This is a genomic window from Mycolicibacterium brisbanense, assembly GCF_001570425.1.
Taxonomy (GTDB): domain Bacteria; phylum Actinomycetota; class Actinomycetes; order Mycobacteriales; family Mycobacteriaceae; genus Mycobacterium; species Mycobacterium brisbanense.
Genome location: NZ_BCSX01000035.1, coordinates 267,626 through 283,422, shown reverse-complemented (window position 1 = coordinate 283,422; position 15,797 = coordinate 267,626). Strand labels below are relative to the sequence as shown.

Sequence of the window (15,797 nt, the reverse complement as noted above, 5' to 3'; positions counted from 1 at the left end):
TGAGCCGGTGCCGGAACCACTCGACCCACTCGCCCGACGGATCACCGAGGCCCTCCAGGTCAACGGCAGGGCATCGTGGCGGCGGATCGCGCAGGTGCTCGACGAGCCGGTGCGCACCGTCGCCCGCCGCGGCGCAGCCCTGCTGGAAGACGGCACCGTGCAGGTGGTCGGTCTGACCGCACTCGCACCGACACATCTGCTGCGGGTGCGATGCCGGCCGGAGCGTGTCCACTCGGTGGCCCGCACCCTGGCGGCATGGCCGCAATCGGTGTTCGTCTACGTGCTGGCCGAATCCGCCGAGGTGATCGCCGAGGTGACAGCGGACTTCGACGCGCTGCCCGCACTGCTCGGCGCCGAATTGGACGGCGTGCTGACCCACCGGTTGACCCCGGTGCTGCAGTACTTCCGGACCGTCGCCGAATGGCGCGCCGGTGTGCTGAGCCCCGCCGAGGTCGCCGAACTCGAATTGCCCGATGTCCCACCGGAACAGACGCGGACCGGGCTGCAGGTCGACGACGTCGACCGCGCCATCATCGATGCGCTCGTCGCCGACGGGCGTACCCCCTTCGAGACGATCGCGACGCTGGCCGGGTTCTCCGAGGCCACCGCGCGGCGGCGCATCGATCAACTGATCCAGCGCGGCGTGGTGCGTATTCGCGCCGTTGTCGGCCCGGCCCTACTCGGCCTGCCCGTCGAAGCCCTGTTGTGGATACGATGTGCGCCCCAGCACGCTGAACACATCGGAACTTCGCTTGCGCGTTCACCTCTCGTGCGCTACGCGGCCATGGTGATGGGCGAGTATCCGGTCGTCGTCGACGTGACCGCCCGCGACGTCGCCGAGCTACGCGAGTTTCTCGTCAACGGCCCCTGGGAATCTCGCGTCGAATCGGTTCACGCGACCCTACTGATCCAGACCTACAAGCGTGGCGGTGTGGTGACCGCAGCTCCGAAATGAAAGGCCCGCAATGCTTCTGACATCTCTCGATGCCGCCGCGCCGGACACGGCAGCGGCGGTCACCATCGGCGAGCAGAGCCTGTCACGGGCGGAATTGACCGATGCCGCATGGGCTCTCGCGGCTGCACTGCCCGCCGAGCATCCCGTTGCGGTCTACGCCGAGCCCACACTGGACACCGTCATCGCCGTGACCGCGTGCCTGCTGGCCGGCGTGCCGGTGGTGCCGGTCCCGCCCGACTCCGGCCGTGCCGAGTTGCGCCACATCCTTTCCGACGCCGCGGTCGGGTGCTGGGCCGGACCGGCCCATCCGGAGTCCGACCTGCACGCAGTACCGGCCCGCGGCCATACGGGCGGCGCCACGCTGCCCACCCCTGCCGACGACACGACCGCGATGATCCTCTACACGTCGGGAACCACCGGGGCCCCCAAGGGCGTCAATCTGAGCCACCGAGCCTTGGCGGCCGGTATCGACGCCGTCGGCGACGCGTGGCAGTGGAGTTCCGACGACACTGTCGTGCACGGCCTGCCGCTGTTCCATCTGCACGGGTTGGTGCTCGGTGTGCTGGGTTCACTGCGGGTCGGCTCGCGCGTCGTGCACACCGTCGCACCACGCCCCGAGCGCTACGCCGCGGCCGCCGGAACCATGTACTTCGGGGTGCCGACCGTGTGGTCGCGGATCACCGCCGACGAGGCGTCGGCCCGGGCGCTGAGTCGCGCGCGGCTACTGGTCTCGGGCAGCGCACCGCTGCCCACACCCGTTTTCGATCGCCTCGCCGAACTCACCGGCCACGCTCCGATCGAGCGCTACGGCATGAGCGAGACCATGATCACGCTCAGCACCCGCGTCGTGGGCGAACGCAGGCCCGGGTCGGTCGGGCAACCCGTGCTGGGTGTGCAGACCCGGCTGCGCACCGAGGACGGGCAGGGCGTGCCCGACGACAGCGAGAGCATCGGCCGCCTCCAGGTCCGCGGGCCCATGCTGTTCGACGGCTATCTCAACCGGCCGGATGCGACGGCCGAATCATGGACCGACGACGGCTGGTTCATCACCGGCGACGTCGCGACCCGCGATATGCAGGGCTTCCACCGGATCGTCGGGAGGGAGTCCGTCGACCTGATCAAGTCCGGCGGTTACCGCGTCGGCGCAGGTGAGGTGGAAACCGCGCTGCTGGCCCACCCCGCGGTCCGCGAGGTCGCCGTCGTCGGGCAGGCCGACGCGGACCTGGGACAGCGGATCGTGGCCTACGTGGTCACCGACGCCGCCGACCGCAGCCGGCTCGGCGGCCGCCTGATCGAGTTCGTGTCCGACACGCTCTCGCATCACAAGCGTCCCCGCGACGTCGTCTTCCTCGACGAATTGCCAAGGAACGCAATGGGAAAGGTGCAGAAGAAACTGCTGACAGCCGAGGTTCAGCCCACCAGCACCGCGTAACGCGGCTTGATGACCTCGTCGATGATGGCCAGTCGCTCGTCGAACGGGATGAACGCGGACTTCATCGCATTGATGGTGAAGCGTTCCAAGTCGCTCCAGCCGTAGCCGAAGGCCTCGACCAGACGCGTCATCTCCTGGGTCATGGTGGTGTCGCTCATCAACCGGTTGTCGGTGTTGACGGTGACCCGGAAGCGCAGCCGGGCCAACCGGTCGAACGGGTGCTCGGCGATGGACGCCGCGGCCCCGGTCTGCACATTGCTGCTGGGGCACATCTCCAGCGGAATGCGCTTGTCCCGCAGGATGGCTGCCAACCGGCCGAGCTTCTGGCTGCCGTCTTCCAGTTCGGTGATGTCGTCGACGATCCGCACGCCGTGGCCGAGCCGGTCGGCGCCGCAGAACGCGATCGCCTCATGGATGGACGGCAGGCCGAACGCCTCCCCGGCGTGAATCGTGAAGCGCGCGTTGTTGCTTCGCATGTATTCGAACGCGTCGAGATGCCGTGACGGCGGGTAGCCGGCCTCGGCCCCGGCGATGTCGAAGCCCACCACGCCCTTGTCGCGGAACCGGATGGCCAGTTCAGCGATCTCGCGGGACCGGGCAGCATGGCGCATCGCGGTGACCAGGCAGCGCACGGTGATGGTGCGCCCCTCGGCCGCGGCGGCCTTCTCCCCGTCGGCGAAGCCCGCCAACACCGCATCGACCACCGCATCCAGGGACAGGCCGCGGTCGATGTGCAGTTCGGGGGCAAACCGGATCTCGGCGTACACCACGTTGTCGGCGGCGAGATCCTCGACGCATTCGTGGGCGACTCGGTACAGCGCCTCAGGTGTCTGCATGACACCGACGGTGTGGGCGAAGGGCTCCAGGTACCGCTCGAGCGAGCCGCTGTGCGCGGCGGTCCGGAAGAAGGTCGCCAGTTCGTCGACTTCGGTCGCGGGCAGATCGTCGTAGCCGAACTGACCGGCAAGATCGAGCACGGTGGCCGGGCGCAGACCACCGTCGAGGTGGTCGTGCAGCAGGGCCTTGGGAGCGTGGCGGATCATGTCGAAGGTCAGCGGGGTACTCATCGCTCCATCATCCGCGACGGCGGCGCAACTGCGCAGACGAAACCACACCGTTGCTGATGACGATCAGACCAATACCGGCCCACTCGTGGACGTCCAGCGGTTGGCGCAGCAGCAGCCAGCCGGCCAGGGCCGCCCAGATCGGATTGATACTCGTGAACGTGCCGAAGATGTGGGCCGGTACGCGGCGCAGCGCGAGCAGATCGGCGACGTAGGGCACGATCGACGACAGCATTCCGCAGGCGAGCGCGAGCACCACCGCGGCGGCGGTCGGCACGTGGAAGCTGAACCACACCACGGCGATCGGAATCCACACCGCCACGGCGACCAGACTGGTCACGGCGGTGCCCTGCAATCCGGGGAGCCGCAGGCCCAGGGTGCGGTTGAGCAGGATGTAGAGACCCCAGGCGGTCGCCGCAAGCAGGCCGAGGGCGATGCCGACGACGTCGGTGGTGGGCCCCGGGTCGGTGAGGATCACCACGCCGATCCCGGCCAGCACGGCGCCCGCGATGTCCATGACGCGTCGCGAACTGGCGACCGCGACGGTCAGCGGGCCGAGGAATTCCAGCGTGACGGCAAGACCCAGCCCGATGCGCTCGATCGCGGCGTACAGGCAGAGGTTCATCACGCCGAGCACCACCGCCAGGGCCAGGATCGGGCGCCACTGGTCCGCGCGCAGTCCCCGCAGTCGCGGGCGCACCACGGGCACCAGCACGAGCGCGGTGACGATCTGCCGAACGGCGACCACACCGATGGGGCCGATCGCCCCGAACGCCGACGCGCCCAGCGCGGCGCCGATCTGATTCGAAGCCGAACTCGCCGCCATCAACGCGAACCCTGCGCCGCGCCGCCGCGCAGCCGCCGGGGCGACCGGACGCTCGATGGTGTCGACGGTATTCATGCGGCCACGGTAAGGATGGCCAGTGCCATAAACCTAGTGCATGTTTCAGCGCTGCCATACGCTTTGGTAATGGAGTGGAGTCTGCGCGAGCTCCGGTTCTTCGTGACCGCCGCCGACACCGGGTCGTTCACCGACGCGGCTGCCCAGCTGTACGTCTCACAGGCCGCGGTCTCGCGCACCATCGCGGCGCTGGAGAAGGCCGTCGGGAACCGATTGCTTCGCCGGGTGCCACGAGGCTGCGAACTGACCAGCACGGGCCAACAACTGCTGCCACACGCCCGCCGGGTGCTCGCGGAGGCCGAGAAGTTCACCGAGTTCGTCACCTCGCGCCACGGCGTGCTGCGCCTCGGCTACGCGTGGGCGGCACTCGGACGCCATACCGCACGGCTGCAACGGGATTGGGCCGAGCAGCACGACTCCCTCGAGCTCGAGTTGGTGCGCCACGACTCGCCTACCGCGGGCCTGTCCGAGGGATTGTGCGACGTCGCGATCGTGCGGCGACCGGGCGACGACAAACGGTTCGACTCGGTGGTGGTCGGTCTGGAACGACGCCTGGCCGCGTTCGCGTCCGACGATCCGCAGTGGTCGAGGCGGCGTCAGCTGAGCATGGCCGAGATCGCCGAACGCACGGTGATCATCGATCCCCGGGTCGGCACCACCAGCAGCCAGTTGTGGAGCGACGCCGAGCATCAACCACGGTTCGTCGAGTCCACCAACATCGACAGCTGGCTGGATGCCATCGCCGCGGGCCGGGGCGTCGGTACGACGGCCGAGGCAACCGCACACCACCATCCGCGGCCCGGCGTCACCTACCGGCCGATCAAAGACGGGCCGCGCATCGCCGTGCGGCTGGTGTGGCGACACGACGACCGCCCGGAAGGGCTCGACGATCTCATCGACGCCGTCACGCGGCTCTACGCATCGTGAGGCGCCTGCGGCGTTTCAGTCAGCCGATCCGGTCGATGATCAGCGGGCGAAGCACCGGCGCGGTATCCCCGAGCGCCCACGCCCCCTCGAGTTCGGCCAGCGCCGCAGGCAGCCGGTCGGCAGTGTCGGTGTAGAGCGTGAAGACCGGGTCACCGGCCGCTACCGGCTCGCCCGGCGTGCGGTGAATCCGGACCCCGGCGCCCGCTTGCACGGGGTCGCCCGGTTGGGCACGGCCCGCGCCCAGTCGCCAGGCCGCCATCGCCACACCCATGGCGTCGATATCGCCCATCACGCCGCCGCGGGCTGCGGTGACCGTCTCCGAGCAGGCGCCCACGGGTAGTGGCTGGGACAGATCGCCGCCCTGAGCGGTCACCAGATGCCGGAAGCGGTCCATCGCCGAACCGTCGCGCAGCGTCGCGGCCGGGTCGACGCCGTCGATGCCGGCAGCAGCGAGCATCTCGGCGGCCAGCGCCACCGTGAGCTCGACCACGTCGGGCGGCCCGCCGCCTGCGAGCACCTCCAGCGACTCGGCCACCTCGACCGCGTTGCCGACCGTGCGCCCCAAGGGCCGGTCCATATCGGTCAGCAGGGCCCGGGTCGGAACTCCGTTGGCGGTGCCGAGATTCACCATCGTGGTGGCGAGCTCGCGGGATTCGGCCTCGGTCTTGAGGAACGCGCCGCGCCCGACCTTGACGTCGAGGACCAGCGCTTCGGCGCCTTCGGCGAGCTTCTTGCTCATCACCGAGCTGGCGATGAGCGGCAGCGATTCGGTGGTGGCGGTGACGTCGCGCAGCGCATAGATCTTGCGGTCGGCCGGTGCCAGGTCCCCGGCCGCGAAGATGGCCGCGCCGACATCGCAAAGCTGTTGACGGATACGGTCTTTGGACAGCTCGGCGGTGAATCCGGGAATCGCCTCGAGCTTGTCGAGCGTGCCACCGGTGTGTCCGAGGCCGCGTCCGGCGGCCTGCGGCACGCTGCCGCCGCAGGCCAGCACGACCGGGACGAGCGGGATGGTGATCTTGTCGCCGACCCCGCCGGTCGAGTGCTTGTCCACCAGGGCCAGTGGCTTACCGGCCCGGCGCAGATCGGTGAAGTCGAACCGCTCCCCCGACGCCACCATCGCCGCGGTCCACCGGGCGATCTCAGCGGGCGTCATGCCACGCAGGAAGATCGCCATCAGCAGCGCCGACATCTGCTCGTCGGCAACCCGGCCATGCGTATAGCCGGCGATAACCCAGTCGATGGCCGCGTCGGACAGCACACCGCCGTCGCGCTTGGTTCGGATGATGGTGGGGGCGTCGATGGCGCAAATCCTAGCCGCTCACTCGGCGAGCGCGCCCCGCAGCAATGTCCGTAGCGCCCAGTCGAAATCGTCCTGCTGGGGCGGAGCGCCCTGCAAATGCCCGAACGGATGCCGGGACATCAGGTGACCGATGATCAGGCGCCACGCGGCGCGGTAGACGCGTTGCGCGGCCGCGTCGTCGAGGCCCGCGCCGCGCAGCAGTGCCATGCAGTGGTCGGCCACCGGTTTCGCCGATGGCAGCGCGTAGTCGCCGTCGGCGATGACGGGTCCGCTCCACGCGTGCGCGACGAGGTGGTCGTACATGGCGTGCCATTGCCTGACCACCGCCTCCACCGGGGCGACGCCCGCAGGGTCGAGTAGCGGATAGCCGGCCACCAGATCCTCGACGAGCAGGAGCAACAGCTCCTGCCGGTCAGCGATGTGCCGGTAGAGCGATGCCGCACCGGTGCCGAGCTCGCCCGCGATGCGGCGCAGCGTCAGCTCGGCGAGGCCGTCACGGTCAGCGATGCGGCGGGCTGCGGCCACGATCGCCGCCCTGTTCAGCGGTTGCGTCATGGGTAGCCCCCTACGCGAACAGTGTTCGCGCTAACGTGAGAACGGCTGCGAACGCTGTTCGCGCACGTGACAGGCCTCTTATGAAGGAGATCCATGGACGTCATCGCTCGCCAGCATGCCGCATCCGGGGCCACCCGACGGTACGGTTCTGGACGCGTCCTCACCGCGATGTGCATGGTCGTCGTCTCCTACGGGCTTCTGCAGACCATGCTCGTGCCGACCATCGGTGTCCTGCAACGCGATCTGCACACGACCACCACAGCAGCATCCTGGGCCGTGCTGTCGGCGATGCTGCTGGCCAGCGCGGTCGTCACGCCCGTCGTCAGCCGCATCGGCGACAGGTTCGGCAAGCGCCGGGTGCTGCTCTGGATGCTGGCGATCTACCTGGCTGCCACAGTGGCCTCGATCGCCGCGCCCGACATCGGCACGCTCATCGCCTGCCGGGCCGTTCAGGGTGTGAGCCTCACGCTGCTGCCCCTGACGTTCGCGATCCTGCGTGAGGCCCTCCCGCCACCGCGGGCTCACGCGGGACTGGCTGTGGCATCCGGGCTGGTGACCGGCACCGCCGGGGTCGGCGTGCTGCTCGGCGGCCTGGTGGTGGACCACGCGTCGTGGCGGTGGCTGTTCGCGATCGGCGCGATTCCGGTGTCGGCCGCCCTGATCATGACGGCGCGGTGGATTCCCGAGAGCCACCAGCGCCTCCCCGGCAGGCTCGATATGGCGGGCACCGCCACGATGACTGCGGGACTGCTGGCACTGTTGCTCGCCGTCACCCAGGGACCGGCGTGGGGCTGGACGAGCTCTCGCGTACTCGGCCTGTTCGGCACCGCCGTCGTGATGCTGGCGGTGTTCGTCGCCGTCGAGCGGCGGGTGGCCCATCCCATCGTGGACCTCGGCTTGCTCACCAAGCCGCCCCTGACGGCAGCACATCTGGGTGCGCTGCTGCTCGGCGTCAACCAGTTCGCGGTGTATGTGGCACTACCCAAACTGGCCGAACTACCCACGGGTAACCAAGGGTTCGGACTATCGGTGACCGGTGCTGCACTGGTCCTCGTACCCGGGACGCTGCTGACGATGCCGGCCAGTTGGGCCGCACCGGCACTGGCCGACCGGTTCGGGGTGCGAGCCCCGCTGACCGCGGGACTGACCCTTGCCGCCGCGGGCACCGCGCTGCTGGCCGTCGGCCACGCATCGGTGTGGCATGCGGTGCTGTACTACGCCATCGCCAGCGTCGGTTGGGGTTTGGCGATGGCGGCGCTGCCCAGGATGGTCAATGTCGCCTGCCCGCCGGCGCAGAGCGGCAGCGCCAACGGTCTGAACACGGTGGCGCGCACCGTCGGCGGCGCGCTCGGCGGCCAACTCGCGGCCGCGGTGCTGATGGGCTGGGCAGCCCGCTCCGATGTCGACACCGGTTTCACCGTGGCGTTTTGGATCGCGGCGGGCGTCGCGGCGATGGGCGGACTGCTGGTACCGCTCTGGCCGATCCGCGATCGGCCGGCCACCGATGAGAGCCGTTGAACCGCTTGCCATCACGGTCGTGACGGGCCGCCCGATCGCTCGAGGTCGTCGGGCCCGAACGCATCGGGGAGCAACTCGGCGAGCGGGCGTGGGCCAACCGGATGGTCGATCAACAACTCCGGGCCGCCATGTTCCAGCAGCACCTGACGACACCGGCCGCACGGCATCAGCAGCGCGCCGTCGGGCCCGACACAGCTCAACGCGACCAGCCGTCCGCCGCCCGACGAATGCAGGTTGCAGACCACAGCGCACTCGGCACAGAGACCTAGGCCATATGAGACATTCTCCACATTGCAGCCGGTGACCACGCGGCCGTCGTCGACCAGTGCGGCAGCGCCGACCGGAAATTGCGAATATGGCGCGTACGCCCGCTCCGATACAGCAATTGCCTTCTCTTGCAACGCTTTCCAGTCAACTACCCGCGTCACGTCAGCGCCCCGAGAATAGGCTCTGAATGCATTCCGAAACCTCCGCGTCAGCGACTTGTGATGTGGATAGGTAAACCTAACTTTCCCCCATTTTGCCCGTCATACCTCGACACCGTATTCGTTCGCCAGTGCAAATGGGTTTAGAGTCGCCCCGAGGTTTGGGGCTAATCGGCAGACCAGGTCCCGAACGTCCACCGATGGCGTTGGAGGGCGATGTGAGTACTCAGGCGGAGGTGCCGGCGGCGCGGTCCGGGAAATCGCGGCGACGCACGTTGTATCGCGGAGATCCAGGAATGTGGTCGTGGGTGTTGCATCGCATCACCGGCGCGACGATCTTCTTCTTTTTGTTTGTCCATGTGTTGGATACCGCCTTGGTGCGGGTCAGCCCCCAGGCCTACAACTCGGTCATCGAGACCTACAAGACCCCGATCGTGGGCTTGATGGAGATGGGTCTGGTCGCGGCGGTGCTCTTCCACGCGCTCAACGGCATCCGGGTCATCCTCATCGACTTCTGGGCCCAGGGCCCGCGCTATCAACGCCACATGCTCGCCGTGGCGGTGACCGTGTTCGCTGTTGCACTCATCGCCGGACTAGGAGTTCTGGGTATGCACATGACGGAGCGATTCCTGTGAGCGCCTCGACGCCGGGCGAATCCCGCCTCGGCCGCGTGGCCCCGGTCCTCGAACGCGAACACGACCGTCCCGCCGCCCTCGATCACCCCCGCGCACCCCGGCGCCCCCGCGGGATCCCCTACTTCGAGAAGTACGCCTGGCTGTTCATGCGTTTCTCCGGTGTGGCGCTGGTCTTCCTCGCACTGGGGCACCTGTTCATCATGCTGATGTGGCAGGACGGCGTGTACCGCATCGACTTCAACTACGTCGCGCAACGCTGGGCCTCGCCGTTCTGGCAGATCTGGGACATGGCCCTGCTGTGGCTGGCCATGATCCACGGCGCCAACGGCATGCGCACCATCATCGGCGACTACGCCCGCAAGAACGTGACCAAGTTCTACCTGAACTCACTGCTGCTCTTGGCCACAGGATTCACCCTGGTACTGGGCACCTACGTCCTGGTCACCTTCGACGCCAACATCGGGGGCTAACACCATGATTCACCACCACCGCTACGACGTCGTCATCGTCGGCGCAGGCGGCGCCGGGATGCGCGCCGCGGTCGAAGCCGCTCCCCGCGCCCGCACGGCCGTGCTCACCAAGCTCTACCCGACGCGCAGCCACACCGGCGCGGCTCAGGGCGGCATGTGCGCCGCGCTGGCCAATGTCGAAGAAGACAACTGGGAATGGCACACCTTCGACACCGTCAAGGGCGGCGACTACCTGGCCGACCAGGACGCCGTGGAAATCATGGCCAAAGAGGCCATCGATGCCGTCCTGGATCTGGAGAAGATGGGGATGCCGTTCAACCGCACCCCCGAAGGCCGCATCGACCAGCGCCGCTTCGGCGGCCACACCCGCGACCACGGCAAAGCCCCGGTGCGGCGCGCCTGCTACGCGGCCGACCGCACCGGCCACATGATCCTGCAGACCCTCTACCAAAACTGCGTCAAACACGACGTGGAGTTCTTCAACGAGTTCTACGCCCTCGACGTCGCACTGACCGAGACCCCCGCGGGCCCGGTTGCCACCGGCGTCATCGCCTACGAGCTGGCGACCGGCGACATCCACGTCTTCCACGCCAAGGCGATCGTGTTCGCCACCGGCGGTTCGGGCCGGATGTACAAGACCACCTCCAATGCCCACACGCTGACCGGTGACGGCCTCGGCATCATCTTCCGCAAGGGACTTCCCTTGGAAGACATGGAGTTCCACCAGTTCCACCCGACAGGCCTGGCCGGCCTGGGCATCCTGATCTCCGAAGCCGTGCGCGGTGAAGGCGGCCGCCTGCTCAACGGCGAGGGTGAGCGATTCATGGAGCGCTACGCCCCGACGATCGTCGACCTGGCGCCGCGCGACATCGTCGCCCGGTCGATGGTGCTCGAAGTCCTCGAAGGCCGCGGCGCCGGACCGAACAAGGACTACGTCTACATCGACGTGCGCCACCTCGGCGAAGACGTCCTGGAAGCCAAGCTGCCCGACATCACCGAATTCGCCCGCACCTACCTCGGCGTGGATCCCGTCACCGAACTGGTGCCGGTCTACCCGACGTGTCACTACGTCATGGGCGGCATCCCCACCACCGTGCACGGCCAGGTGCTGCGCGACAACACCAACGTCATCCCCGGCCTGTACGCCGCTGGGGAATGCGCCTGCGTGTCGGTGCACGGCGCCAACCGCCTCGGCACCAACTCGCTGCTGGACATCAACGTGTTCGGCCGCCGGGCCGGTATCGCCGCCGCCGAATACGCCAACAACCACAACCACGTCGACCTGCCGGACAACCCCGCCGACATGGTCGTGGGCTGGGTCGCCGACATCCTCTCCGAGCACGGCAACGAGCGCGTCGCCGACATCCGCACCGCCCTGCAGCAGTCGATGGACAACAACGCCGCGGTGTTCCGCACCGAGGAAACCCTCAAGCAGGCGTTGACCGACATCCACGCCCTCAAAGAGCGCTACTCGCGGATCACCGTGCACGACAAGGGCAAGCGCTACAACAGCGACCTGCTCGAAGCGATCGAGCTCGGCTTCCTGCTGGAACTGGCCGAAGTCACTGTGGTCGGGGCACTCAACCGCAAGGAATCCCGCGGCGGGCACGCCCGAGAGGACTACCCCAACCGCGACGACACCAACTACATGCGCCACACCATGGCCTACAAGGAAGGTCCCGGTCTGCTGGCCGATATCCGGTTGGACTACAAACCCGTGGTCCAGACGCGGTACGAGCCGATGGAAAGGAAGTACTAGATGGCCCCCGTCGCAGAGGTCCTAGACAAGCCCGAAGCCGGCGACCCGCCCCTGCCCCCGGTGCCCGAGGGCGCGGTCATGGTCACCCTCAAGATCGCCCGATTCAACCCCGAGAACCCCGACGCCGCCGGCTGGCAGAGCTTCCGCGTCCCGTGCCTACCGTCGGACCGGCTGCTCAACCTGCTGCTCTACGTCAAGGGTTACCTCGATGGCACCCTGACGTTCCGCCGCTCGTGTGCCCACGGGGTGTGCGGCAGCGATGCCATGCGCATCAACGGGGTCAACCGACTGGCGTGCAAGGTGCTCATGCGCGACATGCTGCCCAAGAAGCCCGGCAAGCAACTGACCATCACCATCGAGCCCATCCGCGGCCTGCCCGTGGAAAAGGACCTCGTCGTCGACATGGAACCGTTCTTCGACGCCTACCGCGCCGTCAAACCGTTCCTCGTCACCAGCGGCAACCCGCCCACTCGCGAGCGCATCCAGAGCGCCACCGACCGGGCCCGTTTCGACGACACCACCAAGTGCATCCTGTGCGCCTGCTGCACCACGAGCTGCCCGGTGTACTGGAGCGAGGGGTCGTACTTCGGGCCCGCGGCGATCGTCAACGCGCACCGCTTCATCTTCGATTCCCGTGACGAGGCGGCCGCCGAGCGGCTCGACATCCTCAACGAGGTCGACGGCGTGTGGCGCTGCCGCACCACCTTCAACTGCACCGAGGCCTGCCCGCGTGGCATCCAGGTCACCCAGGCCATCCAGGAGGTCAAGCGCGCGTTGATGTTTGCGCGCTGAGTCATTGCTCTGCCGAAGCTGAGCTTGTGTACGAGATTCTCGTGAAATCTCGAACACAAGCTCAGTTTCGTTTAGATGGGCGCACCGGCGGCGCATAGCGCTTGGCGGGTGCGGTCAATGATCACGCGTTGGCGATGACGTAACAAGTCGGCGCCGACTCGCACCATGCGCCAGCCAAGATCCTGGTACTCGACGTTCTGGTCGATGTCCTTGGTGCGCTGCGCCGGATCCGTCCAGTGCTGGAAACCGTCGTACTGCACGCCGACCTTCCACTCCGGCCAGCCCATGTCGATACGCCCGACGAGGCGCCAGCTGTCGAACACGTTGATCTGCGTATGAGTCGGCCGCATGCCCGCGTCCGTCAGCACCAGTCGCAGCCGGGTTTCCTGCGGCGACTCGGCGCCGTCGTCGGCGAGGTCCAAAACCCTTCGCAACTGGACGATTCCGCGCGCTCCCTGGTGGCGCCGCAGCAGTGGCTGCACGCCGGAGACCTTCAGCTCGCAGGCCTGCAGCAGCGCGTCCACCCGGATGACGGCCATCTCCAGGCCGCGCCGGCGCCCCAGGTCGAACGCGGTTCGTTCCGGCGTGGTCACCGTGATGCCGCGGAGCAGGCAGGTCTCGTCCGGCCGAAGGCGGTCGCTGTGCAGAACGATGCCGTCGGTCTTGTGCCTGCTGGCGTGATTCAACTCGGCGGGGTGCGTGACGTCGATCCACCGCGCACCATGCAGCGCGGCCGCGGACAGCCCGGCCACTGTTGCCCTGCGCCCCGACCAGAGCCAGGCCGCCACCGCCTTGTCAGCAGGCGTCAATTCCTGTCCGCGGGGGACATAGACGTTGCGATAGACCGCGTCGTACCGGGTGCGCAGCTGATAGCGGTTGAGCTCGCCTGCCTGCAGCGCCTCGGATCCCAGAAAGGGCATGCAGTTAGGACGGCACGGCCTCCGTACCGGTTCCCGTCACGCCCGAGCTTGTGTACCGGATTTTCCCGATATTTCGCACACAAGCTCACGTTCGGCCTGTCACACATCGCGGACCTGCCTCGTCTGACTGATATGACCACACGAATCACCCCTGTGAGCCCCAAACAAGCCGGCCTGCTGACCCGCATGATGTACCGCATCGCCAAGCGGAACTACGGCGAGGTGCCCGAACCGTTCACGGTGGTCGCCCACCATCCCCGGCTGCTGGTGGCCAATGCCGTCCACGAAACGATGCTCAAGAGCGCTTCGAAGAAGCTGCCCGCCAGCATCCGCGAGCTGGCGGTGTTCTGGACCGCCCGCACGGTCGGCTGCTCGTGGTGCGTCGATTTCGGCTCGATGCTGATGCGGCTGGAGAACCTGGACGTCGACCGGCTCAAGTCCATCGACGACTACGCGACCTCACCGCTGTACACCGACGACGAGCGCGCAGCCATCGCCTACGCCAACGCGATGACCACCGACACCCACTCCGTGACCGATGAGCAGATCGCCGATCTGCGGCAGCGTTTCGGCGACGACGGCGTGATCGAGCTGACGTATCAGATCGGGGTCGAGAACATGCGCGCCCGGATGTACTCGGCGCTGGGCATCACCGAGCAGGGCTTCAACTCTGGGGATGCGTGCCGGGTTCCGTGGGCGGTGTCTGAGCAGCGGGCGTGATCTCGATATAGGCGACGGCCGCGCCCATGGCCTGGCTGCCGCGGTCAAGGCCGCGCTCGAACACCTTCATGGGGCGGCTCCAGTTCGCGGCGATGACGGCGTCGGCGTGCGCGGTTTCCGACTCATCGAGGATCCGCGCCACGCCGGCGACCACCGGGCCCCTGGGTTTACCCCGAAGGTTGCTGGCCACCACGAGAACCCGCGGATTGTTGCGGATGCGCTTGACCTTTCCGGTCGACGCGTCGGTGCGGACGTAGATCTTGCCGTCTGCGACGCCGTGGTTGATCGGGCTGGGCATGGCCTCTCCGGACCGCTTGAACGTCAACAGCAGGATTTGTCGGTAGCGGTCGAAGCCGGTGAAGTCGGTTCCGGTGGGCTCACCGATGTCGAACGCCTCGGGTGCCCGCAGCTTGTCCATACCGCGGAACACCAGCCGGCTGAAGGTCTGGGCCAGATTTCCCGAATCTCCTGGCATCACAACGCACCTCCACGTAGCGGGGAACCGGTGAACTTGTCGGGGTTGGCGATATCCCATACCGCGCAGACCTTTCCGTCGCGGACGGTCACTGCGGTGACGCGGGGCATCATCTCCGGATAGCCGTCGCGGGCCGGCGCCCCCGGCGTGTATGTGCCCAGCTCGCCGTTGATGAACGCCAGCTGCCCGCGCGCATGCCAGTTCGGCCCGTAGCGCTTCGCGAGACCGAGCAGAAACCGCGCCACCTTGTCGGGGCCGTGGATGACCCGCGCGGCCGTCGGCGCCCGGCGGTTGGAGTCCCCGGTGAAGGTGACATCCGGATGCAGAAGGCGCACAACGGCTTCCAGGTCCCCGGTGGCCAACGCCGCCATGAACGCGCCGGCCACCTCGTTGTGGGTGTCGGCCGCAACCGGCGGCGGGGCGTCGGCCACTGCCCGGCGGGCACGGGAAGCCAGCTGACGTGCCGCGGCCGGACTGACGCCGAGCACGTCGGCGATCTCCGGGAACGGCACGGCGAAGCCGTCGTGCAACACGAAAGCCACCCGTTGGTCCGGGGTCAGGCGTTCGAGCACCACCATGGCGGCGAACCTGGCGTCTTCACCGGCGACCACCGCCGTCAGCGGGTCGACGGCGCCGGACCCGGCGTTGAGGTCCAAAGGTGTCACGACCGGCTCGGGCAGCCATTCGCCGACATAGGCTTCGCGCCGGTGCGCGGCCGACCGCAACCGATCCAGGCCGAGTCTGCTGACCACCGTGGTCAGCCAGGCTCGCAGGTCATGGACCTCGTTGCGGTTGGCGTCCCACCGAATCCAGGCCTCCTGCACGATGTCCTCGGCATCGGCGTAGGTGCCCGTCAACCGGTAGGCGACCGCAAGGAGATTCGGCCGTAACTCCTCGAACTCATCGACCCGAGTGCTCGCGGTCATGACCCCAGTCTAGGGCGGGG

The 15,797-nt window shown here is 67.9% G+C and carries 16 protein-coding genes and 1 pseudogene; 9 read left to right on the top strand and 8 right to left on the bottom strand.

The window, feature by feature from the left end; genetic code table 11:
• The first annotated feature begins 7 nt into the window (after positions 1-7).
• Both RMCB_RS20295 and RMCB_RS20290 read left to right on the top strand, forming a co-directional pair.
• Complete coding sequence (locus tag RMCB_RS20295) at positions 8-955, top strand: Lrp/AsnC family transcriptional regulator (RefSeq protein WP_062830292.1); 948 nt, start codon at positions 8-10, stop codon at positions 953-955.
• A gap of 10 nt (positions 956-965) precedes the next feature.
• Complete coding sequence (locus tag RMCB_RS20290) at positions 966-2,387, top strand: acyl-CoA synthetase (protein ID WP_062830219.1); 1,422 nt, start codon at positions 966-968, stop codon at positions 2,385-2,387.
• Here the strand turns inward: RMCB_RS20290 and RMCB_RS20285 are convergent.
• Positions 2,366-3,454 (bottom strand): adenosine deaminase, encoded by a 1,089-nt coding sequence (locus RMCB_RS20285; protein ID WP_029370989.1) that lies wholly within the window; start codon positions 3,452-3,454, stop codon positions 2,366-2,368. The genes RMCB_RS20290 and RMCB_RS20285 overlap by 22 nt on opposite strands.
• A 7-nt stretch (positions 3,455-3,461) precedes the next feature.
• Positions 3,462-4,352 (bottom strand): EamA family transporter, encoded by an 891-nt coding sequence (locus tag RMCB_RS20280; protein WP_308213626.1) that lies wholly within the window; start codon positions 4,350-4,352, stop codon positions 3,462-3,464.
• Positions 4,353-4,421: 69 nt separating this feature from the next.
• Here RMCB_RS20280 and RMCB_RS20275 point away from each other — a divergent pair, with 69 nt between their 5' ends.
• On the top strand, positions 4,422-5,279 hold the full coding sequence (locus RMCB_RS20275) for a LysR family transcriptional regulator (protein WP_062830218.1): 858 nt from the start codon (positions 4,422-4,424) through the stop codon (positions 5,277-5,279).
• A gap of 19 nt (positions 5,280-5,298) precedes the next feature.
• On the opposite strand, the gene RMCB_RS20270 is transcribed toward RMCB_RS20275, so the two are convergent.
• Positions 5,299-6,591 (bottom strand): thymidine phosphorylase, encoded by a 1,293-nt coding sequence (locus tag RMCB_RS20270; RefSeq protein ID WP_072278509.1) that lies wholly within the window; start codon positions 6,589-6,591, stop codon positions 5,299-5,301.
• Positions 6,592-6,600: 9 nt separating this feature from the next.
• Positions 6,601-7,137: a TetR family transcriptional regulator gene (locus RMCB_RS20265; protein ID WP_062830216.1), complete on the bottom strand. Its 537-nt coding sequence runs from the start codon at positions 7,135-7,137 to the stop codon at positions 6,601-6,603.
• Between the two features lie 93 nt (positions 7,138-7,230).
• Between RMCB_RS20265 and RMCB_RS20260 the strand changes: the two genes are divergently transcribed.
• Positions 7,231-8,655, top strand: a complete 1,425-nt coding sequence (locus tag RMCB_RS20260; RefSeq protein WP_062830215.1) for an MFS transporter — start codon at positions 7,231-7,233, stop codon at positions 8,653-8,655.
• 11 nt (positions 8,656-8,666) lie between these two features.
• Here the strand turns inward: RMCB_RS20260 and RMCB_RS20255 are convergent, their stop codons facing one another.
• Positions 8,667-9,083 carry a cytidine deaminase gene (locus tag RMCB_RS20255; RefSeq protein ID WP_062830214.1) on the bottom strand — a complete coding sequence of 139 codons (417 nt, stop codon included), beginning with the start codon at positions 9,081-9,083 and terminating at the stop codon, positions 8,667-8,669.
• Positions 9,084-9,298: 215 nt separating this feature from the next.
• Between RMCB_RS20255 and sdhC the strand changes: the two genes are divergently transcribed.
• Genes sdhC through RMCB_RS20235 form a run of 4 tightly spaced genes read left to right on the top strand, consistent with a single transcriptional unit; the run spans position 9,299 to position 12,736 of the window.
• Positions 9,299-9,715, top strand: a complete 417-nt coding sequence (gene sdhC / locus RMCB_RS20250; protein ID WP_109784363.1) for a succinate dehydrogenase, cytochrome b556 subunit — start codon at positions 9,299-9,301, stop codon at positions 9,713-9,715.
• Positions 9,712-10,185, top strand: coding sequence for a succinate dehydrogenase hydrophobic membrane anchor subunit (locus RMCB_RS20245; protein ID WP_062830213.1), 474 nt, complete (start codon positions 9,712-9,714; stop codon positions 10,183-10,185). Before sdhC ends, RMCB_RS20245 begins: the two co-directional genes overlap by 4 nt.
• Before the next feature lie 4 nt (positions 10,186-10,189).
• Positions 10,190-11,944 (top strand): succinate dehydrogenase flavoprotein subunit, encoded by a 1,755-nt coding sequence (gene sdhA, locus RMCB_RS20240; RefSeq protein ID WP_029370980.1) that lies wholly within the window; start codon positions 10,190-10,192, stop codon positions 11,942-11,944.
• Positions 11,945-12,736, top strand: coding sequence for a succinate dehydrogenase iron-sulfur subunit (locus RMCB_RS20235; RefSeq protein WP_029370979.1), 792 nt, complete (start codon positions 11,945-11,947; stop codon positions 12,734-12,736).
• A gap of 71 nt (positions 12,737-12,807) precedes the next feature.
• Here the strand turns inward: RMCB_RS20235 and RMCB_RS20230 are convergent, their stop codons facing one another.
• Positions 12,808-13,656, bottom strand: a complete 849-nt coding sequence (locus RMCB_RS20230; protein WP_062830212.1) for a hypothetical protein — start codon at positions 13,654-13,656, stop codon at positions 12,808-12,810.
• Between the two features lie 108 nt (positions 13,657-13,764).
• Between RMCB_RS20230 and RMCB_RS20225 the strand changes: the two are divergent.
• Positions 13,765-14,376: pseudogene (locus RMCB_RS20225) on the top strand (carboxymuconolactone decarboxylase family protein); the annotation flags it as partial.
• On the opposite strand, the gene RMCB_RS20220 reads toward RMCB_RS20225, so the two are convergent.
• A complete protein-coding gene (locus RMCB_RS20220; RefSeq protein ID WP_062830210.1) occupies positions 14,321-14,851 on the bottom strand; it encodes a PPOX class F420-dependent oxidoreductase in 531 nt (176 codons plus the stop codon). The pseudogene RMCB_RS20225 and the gene RMCB_RS20220 overlap by 56 nt on opposite strands.
• The gene (locus tag RMCB_RS20215; RefSeq protein ID WP_062830209.1) at positions 14,851-15,777 is read right to left on the bottom strand and encodes a sigma-70 family RNA polymerase sigma factor; all 927 of its coding nucleotides are present in this window, start codon (positions 15,775-15,777) and stop codon (positions 14,851-14,853) included. Before RMCB_RS20215 ends, RMCB_RS20220 begins: the two co-directional genes overlap by 1 nt.
• Positions 15,778-15,797: the final 20 nt, after the last annotated feature.

What these genes read in the sequence shown, in the direction of transcription:
- RMCB_RS20290 (WP_062830219.1), top strand. Translation starts at nt 966, where the DNA reads ATGCTTCTGACATCTCTCGATGCCGCCGCGCCGGACACGGCAGCGGCG.
- RMCB_RS20285 (WP_029370989.1), bottom strand. Translation starts at nt 3,454, where the DNA reads ATGAGTACCCCGCTGACCTTCGACATGATCCGCCACGCTCCCAAGGCC.
- RMCB_RS20280 (WP_308213626.1), bottom strand. Translation starts at nt 4,352, where the DNA reads ATGAATACCGTCGACACCATCGAGCGTCCGGTCGCCCCGGCGGCTGCG.
- RMCB_RS20275 (WP_062830218.1), top strand. Translation starts at nt 4,422, where the DNA reads ATGGAGTGGAGTCTGCGCGAGCTCCGGTTCTTCGTGACCGCCGCCGAC.
- RMCB_RS20265 (WP_062830216.1), bottom strand. Translation starts at nt 7,137, where the DNA reads ATGACGCAACCGCTGAACAGGGCGGCGATCGTGGCCGCAGCCCGCCGC.
- RMCB_RS20260 (WP_062830215.1), top strand. Translation starts at nt 7,231, where the DNA reads ATGGACGTCATCGCTCGCCAGCATGCCGCATCCGGGGCCACCCGACGG.
- sdhA (WP_029370980.1), top strand. Translation starts at nt 10,190, where the DNA reads ATGATTCACCACCACCGCTACGACGTCGTCATCGTCGGCGCAGGCGGC.
- RMCB_RS20235 (WP_029370979.1), top strand. Translation starts at nt 11,945, where the DNA reads ATGGCCCCCGTCGCAGAGGTCCTAGACAAGCCCGAAGCCGGCGACCCG.
- RMCB_RS20230 (WP_062830212.1), bottom strand. Translation starts at nt 13,656, where the DNA reads ATGCCCTTTCTGGGATCCGAGGCGCTGCAGGCAGGCGAGCTCAACCGC.
- RMCB_RS20220 (WP_062830210.1), bottom strand. Translation starts at nt 14,851, where the DNA reads ATGCCAGGAGATTCGGGAAATCTGGCCCAGACCTTCAGCCGGCTGGTG.
- RMCB_RS20215 (WP_062830209.1), bottom strand. Translation starts at nt 15,777, where the DNA reads ATGACCGCGAGCACTCGGGTCGATGAGTTCGAGGAGTTACGGCCGAAT.